Here is a 10,429-nt window from a genome sequence, read left to right on the forward strand (position 1 = left end):
AAGCATTGCTCCTACAAGGTTTGTCGTATTCGGCGGGGTTGTGATGAACGGTCAGGCTGCGTAACGTGGCGGCACTTGTCTGGAGAACCAAAGATGCGTGTTGCCCGTTCCCTCGTCCTGATCGCCCTGCTTCCGTTATTCGCCGCGTGCCAGTTGCTCGATGGCCCGCGCCAAAGTGCCGCGCATGTCGGCCAGACCCGCATGCAGGGCCAGTTGACCGCAGTCGACGGCAAACTGATGTTCCAGCCGTGCAATGAACAACGCAGTTTCGAGGTCAATGACACGGGGGGCACCAGCGTCCTGCAGGAGGCCGCGACCCTCGCCGATGATCAGGGCAAGCTGTTTGCCGATGTGCGTGGGCGCCTCGTCGAAAGCCGTCTCGATCTGCAGCAGTTGTACCGCGTCGAACGCTCCGGTGTGGCGTGCGATGACCCCAATTTCAAGATGCTGATCCTGCGCGCTGCCGGCCACGGGCCTGAGTGGAACGTCAAAGTCAGCGGCAAAGGCATGGTCATCGACCGCGCCGGCCAGCCGCCATTGGCCGTGCCTTATGTGGAAGAGCAACTCGGTGACGGCCGCTTCAATCTCAGCACCGAAGCCAATAACCAGCGCATCGAACTCTGGGTGGCGCCGCAACGTTGCGTCGACAGCAGCACCGGCAGCGTCCAGCACATGAGCGCCGAACTGCGGATCGACGGCCAGGTGCAGCGCGGTTGCGGGTATTTCGGCGGAGCGCGTAACGACTGATCGTTTTTGCCTCACGGGACCGGCGTTTGGGGCTTATAATCGCCGCCTTCAAACGCCTTGGCGCAGTTGTGCGCCCCGCGAACCCGGATCCAAGTCATGTTACGAATCACCGAACTCAAGCTGCCGATCGACCATCCCGAAGAAGACCTGCGCCCTGCCATCGTCCAGCGCCTGGGCATCGCCAGTGATGACCTGCTCGATTTCACCTTGTTCAAGCGCAGCTACGATGCGCGCAAGAAGTCTTCCGAATTGTGCTTCATCTATACGATCGACCTCACCGCCAAGGATGAGGCGGCGTTGCTGCACAAATTCGCCGATGACCGTAACGTCAACGTCGCGCCGGATGTCAGCTACAAAGTCGTCGGCCAGGCGCCAGCCGATCTGCAGCAGCGGCCGATCGTCGTCGGTTTTGGCCCGTGCGGGATTTTCGCCGGGCTGTTGCTGGCGCAGATGGGCTTCAAGCCGATCATTCTCGAACGCGGCACCGAAGTCCGCCAGCGCACCAAAGACACCTGGGGCCTTTGGCGTAAAAACGTGCTCAACCCGGAATCCAACGTGCAGTTTGGTGAGGGCGGCGCGGGGACTTTCTCCGACGGCAAGCTTTACAGTCAGATCAAGGATCCGAAGTTCATCGGCCGCAAAGTCCTGCATGAGTTCGTCAAGGCCGGTGCGCCGGAAGAGATTCTCTACGTCAGCAAACCGCACATCGGTACGTTCCGACTGACCGGCGTGGTGGAAAACATGCGCGAGCAGATTCGTGCGCTGGGTGGCGAAGTGCGCTTCCAGCAACGGGTCACCGACGTGTTGATCGAGGACGGCCAATTGGTCGGCGTCGAGCTTGATGGCGGCGAACAGATTCACTCCCGACACGTGATTCTGGCCCTCGGCCACAGCGCCCGCGACACCTTCCGCATGCTTCACGGCCGTGGCGTGTTCATGGAAGCCAAGCCGTTCTCGGTGGGTTTCCGCATCGAACACCCGCAGTCGCTGATCGACCGCGCACGCCTGGGCAAATACGCCGGCCACCCGAAACTCGGGGCCGCCGACTACAAACTGGTGCACCACGCCAAGAACGGCCGTTCGGTCTACAGCTTCTGCATGTGCCCGGGCGGCACGGTGGTCGCGGCCACATCCGAGCCGGGCCGCGTGGTCACCAACGGCATGAGCCAGTACTCGCGTAACGAGCGTAATGCCAACTCCGGCATCGTTGTCGGCATTACCCCGGAAGTCGATTATCCGGGCGGCCCACTGGCCGGCATCGAGTTGCAGGAACGCCTGGAATCCCACGCTTTTGTGCTCGGTGGCAGCAACTATGAAGCGCCAGCGCAACTGGTTGGCGACTTTATCGCGGGCAAGCCGTCGACCGAGCTGGGCAGTGTCGAGCCGTCCTACAAACCGGGCGTGGCGCTGGGTGATCTGGCGTTGGCCTTGCCAGCATTTGCGATTGAAGCGATCCGTGAAGCGTTGCCAGCGTTCGAAAAACAGATTCGCGGTTACTCGCTGCATGACGCGGTGTTGACCGGCATCGAGACGCGCACGTCTTCGCCGCTGCGGATCACCCGTGACGAGTCGATGCAAAGCATGAACGTCAAAGGCCTGTTCCCGGCCGGTGAAGGCGCAGGTTACGCGGGCGGGATTCTATCGGCGGGCGTCGACGGCATCCGCATCGCCGAAGCCGTCGCGCGCGACATCCTCGGCCTGCCAGCCTGACCTTAAAATCGGCAAACACTGCAAAACCCTGTGGGAGCGAGGCTTGCCCGCGATAGCGCTAGTCCAGTCAACTTATCTGTTGAATGTTCAGCCCTCATCGCGAGCAAGCTCGCTCCCACATTGGTTCGCGCCACGACATAAATCCCCTGTAGGAGCGAGGCTTGCCCGCGAAGACGGTTTCCGATTCAACGCATCTGTTGAATGGTTCACCGCTTTCGCGAGCAGGCTCACTCCTACATGGGATTTGCGGCAGCACCGAAATCCCCTGTGGGAGCGAGGCTTGCCCGCGAAGACGGTTTCCAATTCAACGCATCTGTTGAATGGTTCACCGCTTTCGCGAGCAGGCTCACTCCTACACAGGTTTTGCGGCAAAACCAAAATCCGCGCCACGACAAAAATCCCCTGTAGGAGTGAGCCTGCTCGCGAAGAACGATAACCCGGTCTTCAAATAATCGCGGCGCATTCTTCGCGGGCAAGCCTCACTGCTGCAACAGCAGTTTTGCTTCAGATATTGGCGCGCAGGACGCTGTCGGGTAGCGGCTCGCCGCGCTCGGCACTGGCGGCGACCGCTTCGATCAATCCGCTCAACTCATAACCTTGGCCCTTGAGCCAATCCTCGTCGTAGTAGGTCGCGGCATAACGTTCGCCGCCATCGCACAAGATCGCCACGATTGACCCCGACTGCCCCGCCGCGACCATTTCCCGGCCCGCGATCAATGCGCCAATCAGGTTAGTCCCGCTCGACCCACCCACTCGCCGGCCCAGGCGCTGCGCCAGGTAATGCATGGCCGCCAACGACAAGGCGTCCGGCACCTTGACCATCGCATCGATCACTTTCGGCAAGAACGACGCCTCCACCCGTGGCCGGCCAATGCCTTCGATTCGCGAACCGTATTCCAGCCGCAAACTTGCATCGCCCGTCTGGTAATAGTCGAAAAACACCGAACGCTCGGCATCGGCGCACAGCACGCGGGTGCAATGCTGGCGGTAGCGCACGTAACGACCCAACGTCGCGGTGGTGCCGCCGGTGCCGGGGCTGGAAATCAGCCAGCTCGGCTCCGGATGCTGCTCGAAGCGCATCTGTTGGAAGATCGACTCGGCGATGTTGTTATTCGCGCGCCAGTCGGTCGCGCGCTCGGCGTAGGTGAACTGATCGATGAAGTGGCCATCGTGCTCGCGCGCCAGGCGCTCGGACTCGGCGTAGATCTGCGTCGGGTCCTCCACCAGATGGCTGTTGCCACCATAAAAAGCGATCTGCGCAATCTTCTCTTTCGACGTTGTCGCAGGCATCACCGCAATAAACGGCAAGCCCAACATCCGCGCGAAATACGCCTCGGAAATCGCCGTCGAACCGCTGGACGCCTCGATTACCGGCGCGCCTGGCTTGAGCCAGCCATTGCACAACGCATAAAGGAACAGCGAACGGGCCAGCCGATGTTTGAGGCTGCCGGTGGGATGGCTCGATTCATCCTTGAAGTACAACTCGACGCCGGGCAAACCCGGTATAGGCAAGGGGATCAGGTGGGTGTCGGCGCTGCGCTGGAAGTCGGCTTCAATGATCTGGATCGCTTCGCGGGCCCACTGTCGGGTGTCGCTCATGGTGGTTATCTCAATGAATCAAGCAAGAGTCGTCCTTGTTTCAAGGCTCAACGCACAAGCTTAGGAGAATTCCTACGACACGCACAGATACAGCCTAGGCCCAATAACACCGGGAACTGCTAGGCTTTTTGCGCATTGCCCTGCACCGCCATTAACCCGGTAAAGGCATATAACAAAAAAGAATATAACTTTTGTTTTAACGACTAACGGTACAGGTTAGGGTGTGCCACCTTTTGAATAATCGATGGAGAGCGACCTTGCCTCTGCGTAGCACGTTCACACGTTTCTTCCAGCTGGAAGCCGCCAGCGGTCTGCTACTGATCGCCGCCGCCGCTTTGGCTTTAATCATCAACAATTCCTCATTGTCGTGGCTGTATAACGGCCTGCTCGACACCCCCGTGGTAGCGCAGATTGGCGCGTTGAAAATCGCCAAACCCTTGCTGCTGTGGATCAACGACGGGCTGATGGCGCTGTTCTTCCTGCTGATCGGTCTGGAAGTGAAACGCGAAGTTCTCGACGGCCAATTGTCGAAACCCTCGCAGATCGTCCTGCCCGGCGCGGCGGCGATTGGCGGCATGGTCGTGCCGGCGTTGATCTACTGGTTCATCAACCGCCACGACCCGGCAGCGCTGGGTGGCTGGGCTATCCCGATGGCCACCGACATCGCGTTCGCCCTCGGCGTGCTGGCCCTGCTCGGCAAGCGCGTCCCGGTGTCGCTGAAATTGTTCCTGATGACCTTGGCGATCATCGACGATCTCGGCGCCATCATCGTCATCGCGATTTTCTATTCCGGCACACTCTCGACCCTATCGCTGGCCCTGGCTGGCGCCTGCATCGTTGCGCTGATTGCGATGAACCGGCTAGGCGTGGTCAAGCTCGGGCCGTATTTGATCATCGGTATGATCCTGTGGGTGTGCGTGCTCAAAAGCGGTGTCCACGCGACACTGGCCGGCGTGACGCTGGCGTTCTGCATCCCGCTGCGCACCAAAAATGCCGAGCCCTCGCCGCTGATGACCCTGGAGCACGCGCTGCATCCGTGGGTGGCTTACGGGATTTTGCCGCTGTTCGCCTTCGCCAATGCCGGCCTGTCCCTGAGCGGCGTCACCGCCGAGAGCTTCACCCACCACGTACCGATGGGCATCGCCATCGGCCTGCTGCTGGGCAAAACTCTGGGCGTGTTCGGCCTGACTTGGCTCTCGGTGAAAACCGGCATCGCCGCCCTGCCCCAGGGCGCCAATTGGGGCCAGGTGCTGGGCGTCGCCATCCTCTGCGGCATCGGCTTCACCATGAGCCTGTTTGTCGGCTCGCTGGCGTTCGTGCCAGGCGCCAGTGATTACGCGGGGATGGACCGAATGGGCATCTTGACTGGCTCGATCATGGCCGCGTTGATTGGTTATGCGGTGACGGCGGCGGCAAGTCGCAAACGCGGTATAGCGGTCAATTAGGGAACACTCCCAGAGACTTTCAGGAATCGTCCTACAGTCACGCTCAGCCACGTTCGTTAACGTCGTGCAGCCTCCTTATCCGGGGCTGCCGATGGACGAATGAAAGGACGAGCAGTGGCTGGCAACAAGGATATTCCAAGGATTAAAAACCCTCCCTCGGGTGACGGTCATCACGTCACCCACCGCTTGATGAGCGCCACCGAGCTGGCCGATCGAGACGCCCGGCAAAACGCCTACGACGCCATGCTCGCCCGGCAGGAAGCCTTCGAACGCACTCTGGCGCTCGCCCCCTCCAAAGAAAAACGAGCTCTCCGCGCCGGATGTGTCTTCGCCAAGTCCTGCAAACTGCCGGACGCCATCATCGATTACTCCAACCCTTCGGGCATGGTGCCCACCGACAGCCTCAAGGATTACGGGGAAATCGCGTGGCTCGGTGCACGCGAAGCGGACGATGCAGGATTGCTGGATCTTCAAACGATCAGTGGCTCGACCGTCTCACTGGGCATTGGCCGACTGGCGCTGCAAATTCCCGCTATCGCCGCACCCGCGGCCATCACCGCAGCAGGAGCTGCCACGCTGGCCGGGGTAGTCGCGCTCTTCTGGACGCCAAGCCTGGGCGACAGCGCGCTGTATACCGAAGAGCAACTACGGGCGCTGAAACAGGCTCGCATTCGGGTTCGCCTCAGGGTTGAGCAACAGGCTGACGGCAGCTTGAAAGGTTATGGCTTTTACACCGGCAAACACCGCGAATGGGAAATGGTCGATGTCGTGACATTCGACCTGCGCGACAACCAACGGGTGGCTGACCTTGGTGATGGCGTAAAACTGATCTGGACTCCGGCAGTGGATGGCTCGGACATCCTTGGGATTCCCGCGCTGGAAGCAGCGCCACAAGCGCCGCATATCTGGGTTTATCCGCCGACCGAGGCCGCCGATGGCATCATCGTGAACCCGGTTTACCCACCGGATTACAAGGATTTCATCCTGGTGTTTCCGGTGGGGTCGGGGGTGAAGCCGGTTTATATTGTGGTGAGTGTTCCTGATCACAAATATCACCCGGCGCCGACAGATCTCACTGCGTTTCCTGATGCAGTGAAGGCAAACCGGAAAACTACCGTCAAGGGCGGCGGAAGTCTGCGAAAACGATGGAAGACTTCGATTGGGATCATTTTCGAATGGGACTCACAGCACGCAACGGTCGAAATGTACGACAGACGTGGTCGTCACCTCGGTGAATTTAATCCAGAGACTGGCGAACAGACCAAGCCCGCAGATAAGACAAGGAAAGTAGAACCGTGATTTTCTATCTGATTGAAGCTTTCGACAAAGAAACCGAGCTTCTCGCGTTCGAGGAACAACTACCCAATGGATTCGATGAGCAGGTGAAAAGAATCATGGGATGGACCGCAGACCAACAGGGATGGGAGGGATACGACCTCACACGGACGCAGCTCTCTGCGCTAGAAGAGATAATGGAGAAGAATATTTACGACCCGGCGTACATCTTTCAACTCAGCTGCAATGCTTAGGTCGTTCAAACAAAAAACCCCGACCAGTCACCTGATCGGGGTTTTTCCTTACCCTACGCTCGCTTAGTGCGAAACGCGGCTCGTGCCGTCAACTGTGGAGATGCGCACGCGCTCGCCGACGCGGAACACTTCGTTCTCCTGCACTTGCTGCACATAGGCGCGCATGCTGCCGTCGTCTTCACGGACGGTGATTTCGACGCCTTGGGCGCGGGTCAGGCCTTCTTCGGTGGCCGAACCAATCAGGCCGCCGGCAACTGCGCCGATGACTGCTGCGACGATACTGCCGCGACCGCCGCCGATGGCGCTGCCGCCGACACCGCCGACCGCTGCACCGGCGATGCCGCCGATTGGGGTCTTGGTGCCTTCGATTTTCACCGGACGCAGGGATTCGATGGTGCCCATGCGAATCGTCTGCACACGACGCGCTTCGTCACGGGAATAGGAGTCACCGGTCAGGCTGGACTGGCAGCCGGTGAGCAACATCACCATCGTGGAAAAGGAAGCAACCAGCAGGACAGACTTACGCATAGCATCAACTCCAAAGGACAGGTATTCATTAAACTCCGCAGCTTGACGCCTGTCACGGCATGGCCCGGATAAAATTGGTTTCATTCAGGCCCGGTACAGGCGCCTCTGAACTCACCACACAGTAGCGTCAAATCACCCACACTGCGCCGTTGACCCAAGGATTTTTCATGGACTACTTCATCATTGTCGTCACGACTGTGGCCGGTCTGTACTTCCACTGGTGGCTGTACGTGCGTATCAAACGCTGGATGGACCGCGACCTGGCGTTGGCATTGGCTGGAAAAAACGAGGACAAGAAAGCCTTCATGCTCCAGCAATTGGCGAACGCGCAAGCGCAAAAGATCAAGCGTCGGGACTTGCCGCAATGGCTGGAGGCCGCTGCTGCAAGCTATCCCGGTCGGTAGACTGCTCAGGGTGCCAGACGTTCAAGAATCCAGTCGGCGTCCTGCAAGCGATAGTTGAGGCGATCGTGCAGGCGGCTCGAACGGCCTTGCCAGAACTCGATGCGCTCGGGGAGCAAACGGTAACCGCCCCAGTGTTCCGGGCAGTGTGGCTGAGTGTCAGTGAAGCGCTGCTCGGTAATCTTCAGTAACTCTTCAAGCTCGCCACGATCAGCGATCACCCGGCTCTGCGGGGATGCCCAAGCGCCGAGGCGACTGCCCAGCGGCCGGACCTGAAAGTAAGCGTCAGACTCTTCGGGCGACACCTTGACCACCCGCCCTTCGATACGCACCTGGCGCTCCAGGGTTGGCCAGAAAAACGTCATGGCGGCGAACGGGTTCACCGCCAGATGCTGGCCCTTGGCGCTGTCATAGTTGGTGAAGAAGGTAAAACCCTGAGCGTCCAAGCCCTTGAGCAACAGGATGCGGCAATGCGGCCGGCCGTCGAGATCGACGGTGGCCAGGGTCATCGCGTTGGCCTCGACCGGCACCTGCTCGGTTTTCACCGCATCGGCGAACCACTGATGGAACAGCGCGAACGGCTCGGCCGGGGCTTGCGCCTCGGTCAGCCCGTCTCGGGTGTAGTCGCGACGCATATCAGCCAGGGCCTGGGTCATGGCGCTTTCCTTGTGGTTAACGATCAGTTCTTCGCAGCATCCGCAGCGGCGACTTTCTTGTCAGTAGAGGCTTTGGCCGGTGCGGCTTTTTTCGCTGGAGTTGTGGCTTTGGCCGGGGCTTTCTTCGCCGGAGCCTTGGCGGCGGTTTTGGCTGGCGCCTTGGCGGCAGCTTTTTTCACCGGGGCTTTTTTCGCAGCAGGGGCAGCGGCTTTCTTCGCGACTGGCGCCGGCGTGACGGGCTTGACCACCGGTTTCGTTTCTTGCTTGGCCACCATAGTGACGGGCGCTGGCGCTGGCATGTTGTACTTGCTGAGCAGCGCGACCATGGTGTTCTGCGGAGTCACCAGCAATTCGACACGACGGTTCAACGCACGACCTTCAACGCTGTCGTTGGCCGCACGCGGCGCTTCGCCACCCATGCCGCGCAACATCAGGCGATCACGCTGCAGACCGCTGAGACGGAAAATTGCCGCTACCGATTGGGCGCGTTCCTGGCTCAACTTGACGTTGGCCGGTGCGGCGCCCGAGGTGTCGCTGTGGCCGAGGACCAGCACCGCGGTTTTCGGATCGAGTTCGAGAATCTTTGCGACGCGGCTGAATGGGCCGAGGGTCACGGGCAGCAGCATGGCCGGGCGATCCGGGTTGAACGAGCCTTCAACCGGCGCAGTGACTACCAAAACGTTTTCACGACGTTCGAGTTGCAGGTTGCTGTCCTTGATCGCGGCGCGCAGGCGCGGTTCGTAATCGTCGAGCCAGGCCTGGGTGACTTTCGGATCCGGCATCGGCACGGCTTTGGCAGTAGGCTGCTGTTTGCCGCCGAACGGCCACCACCATTTGCCACCCGCTTCGGCGTCAGCCTTGGCGACAGCGTCCTGTTTGGCTTCGGCCTTGGCTTCCGGTTTGGCCGCAGCAGTGTCGGCGCCATCATCGGAACCAAACGGCCAGTACCAACGGCTGCTGCTCTCAGCCTTAACCACCGGTGCGGTGATCGCTTGTTTGATTGGATCAGGTTTCGCCGCCGGGGCTGGCGCCGGGGCCGCCGCAGCAGCAGGTTCATTGGCGGCTACTTTGTCGGAGGAACCGAATTGCCACCAGTGGCTGCCGCCCTCGGCGTCATTTTGTGGAGTTTGTGCGCAACCGGTGATCGCGAAGCACAGCGCCAAAGCTAGGGTTTTATTGGATGACATTGGATATCCACAAAATGAAGTAATAAAAAATCAAAAGGCCACATCGACCACTTAAACAGACGCTTTGAATCGAAAAAGGTAACGAGGTTCCCGGCGCAGACGCGTTCAGCGGCGTTTTACAGACAAGTGGCAAGTACCTTTGCCAGCTTCTGCGCGCGAGGATCCATCAAAACATACGGTCCCAAGGTATTTGTCACAAAACCGAAAGCGACATCGTGTTCCGGGTCAGCAAAACCGATCGAACCGCCAGCGCCAGGATGGCCAAACGCCCGTGGGCCGAGGCCATACGTGGCGTTCGGCACATCCGGCTGGTCGAGCATGCAACCCAGACCGAAGCGGGTCCGGGTCAATAAAGTCTTGTCTTCGCCGAGGCTGTGTTCGCGGGTCAGCTCGTCGAGCATTTCGCCTTCCAGCAGGCTGCCATCGAGCAGCCCGGCATAAAAACCCGCGAGGCTGCGGGCATTGCCGTGGCCATTGGCGGCAGGTTGCTGCATGCGTCGCCATTCCGGTTTGTTGGTGCTGGTCATGATCGACGGCGGATTGGTAAAGGCGCGCGTGGTCATCGCCGTCGGCTCGCGCATCGTCACTTGCAGCAGGCGCTGGGCCGCAGCGTCGCCGCTGTTGCCC

At 60.2% G+C, this 10,429-nt stretch carries 11 protein-coding genes; 6 read left to right on the forward strand and 5 right to left on the reverse strand.

All coding sequences use genetic code 11. The features are described from left to right. The first annotated feature begins 93 nt into the window (after positions 1 to 93). Entirely contained in the window at positions 94 to 747 is a 654-nt protein-coding gene (locus BI292_RS23530; RefSeq protein WP_101209354.1) for a COG3650 family protein, read from the forward strand. Positions 748 to 843: 96 nt separating this feature from the next. Next, positions 844 to 2,457, forward strand: coding sequence for an NAD(P)/FAD-dependent oxidoreductase (locus tag BI292_RS23535; protein WP_101209355.1), 1,614 nt, complete (start codon positions 844 to 846; stop codon positions 2,455 to 2,457). A 504-nt stretch (positions 2,458 to 2,961) separates the two neighbouring features. Here the strand turns inward: BI292_RS23535 and BI292_RS23540 are convergent. Then, the gene (locus tag BI292_RS23540) at positions 2,962 to 4,056 is read right to left on the reverse strand and encodes a PLP-dependent cysteine synthase family protein (protein ID WP_101209356.1); all 1,095 of its coding nucleotides are present in this window, start codon (positions 4,054 to 4,056) and stop codon (positions 2,962 to 2,964) included. Positions 4,057 to 4,313: 257 nt separating this feature from the next. Between BI292_RS23540 and nhaA the strand changes: the two genes are divergently transcribed. The 3 genes from nhaA to BI292_RS23555 all read left to right on the forward strand — a co-directional run bounded on the left by nhaA (position 4,314) and on the right by BI292_RS23555 (position 7,030). Next, positions 4,314 to 5,501, forward strand: coding sequence for a Na+/H+ antiporter NhaA (gene nhaA / locus BI292_RS23545; RefSeq protein WP_092272137.1), 1,188 nt, complete (start codon positions 4,314 to 4,316; stop codon positions 5,499 to 5,501). Between the two features lie 114 nt (positions 5,502 to 5,615). Beyond that, on the forward strand, positions 5,616 to 6,800 hold the full coding sequence (locus BI292_RS23550; RefSeq protein ID WP_101209357.1) for a colicin E3/pyocin S6 family cytotoxin: 1,185 nt from the start codon (positions 5,616 to 5,618) through the stop codon (positions 6,798 to 6,800). Then, a complete protein-coding gene (locus tag BI292_RS23555; protein ID WP_092281485.1) occupies positions 6,800 to 7,030 on the forward strand; it encodes a hypothetical protein in 231 nt (76 codons plus the stop codon). Before BI292_RS23550 ends, BI292_RS23555 begins: the two co-directional genes overlap by 1 nt. A gap of 63 nt (positions 7,031 to 7,093) precedes the next feature. On the opposite strand, the gene BI292_RS23560 is transcribed toward BI292_RS23555, so the two are convergent. After that, a complete protein-coding gene (locus BI292_RS23560) occupies positions 7,094 to 7,558 on the reverse strand; it encodes a glycine zipper 2TM domain-containing protein (protein WP_092272142.1) in 465 nt (154 codons plus the stop codon). 167 nt (positions 7,559 to 7,725) lie between these two features. On the opposite strand from BI292_RS23560, the gene BI292_RS23565 reads away from it, so the two are divergent. Continuing rightward, complete coding sequence (locus tag BI292_RS23565; protein WP_092272145.1) at positions 7,726 to 7,962, forward strand: hypothetical protein; 237 nt, start codon at positions 7,726 to 7,728, stop codon at positions 7,960 to 7,962. A gap of 5 nt (positions 7,963 to 7,967) precedes the next feature. Here BI292_RS23565 and pdxH read toward each other — a convergent pair whose 3' ends face one another. The 3 genes from pdxH to BI292_RS23580 form a co-directional block, all read right to left on the reverse strand. Then, a complete protein-coding gene (gene pdxH / locus BI292_RS23570; RefSeq protein ID WP_092272148.1) occupies positions 7,968 to 8,615 on the reverse strand; it encodes a pyridoxamine 5'-phosphate oxidase in 648 nt (215 codons plus the stop codon). A 23-nt stretch (positions 8,616 to 8,638) separates the two neighbouring features. Beyond that, entirely contained in the window at positions 8,639 to 9,802 is a 1,164-nt protein-coding gene (locus tag BI292_RS23575) for an OmpA family protein (protein ID WP_101209358.1), read from the reverse strand. A 116-nt stretch (positions 9,803 to 9,918) separates the two neighbouring features. Then, on the reverse strand, positions 9,919 to 10,429 hold a 511-nt coding region (locus tag BI292_RS23580), incomplete at its 5' end, for a serine hydrolase domain-containing protein (protein ID WP_157831298.1).

It is taken from the genome of Pseudomonas sp. 43NM1, assembly GCF_002836905.1.
In the GTDB taxonomy this organism is placed as follows: domain Bacteria; phylum Pseudomonadota; class Gammaproteobacteria; order Pseudomonadales; family Pseudomonadaceae; genus Aquipseudomonas; species Aquipseudomonas prosekii.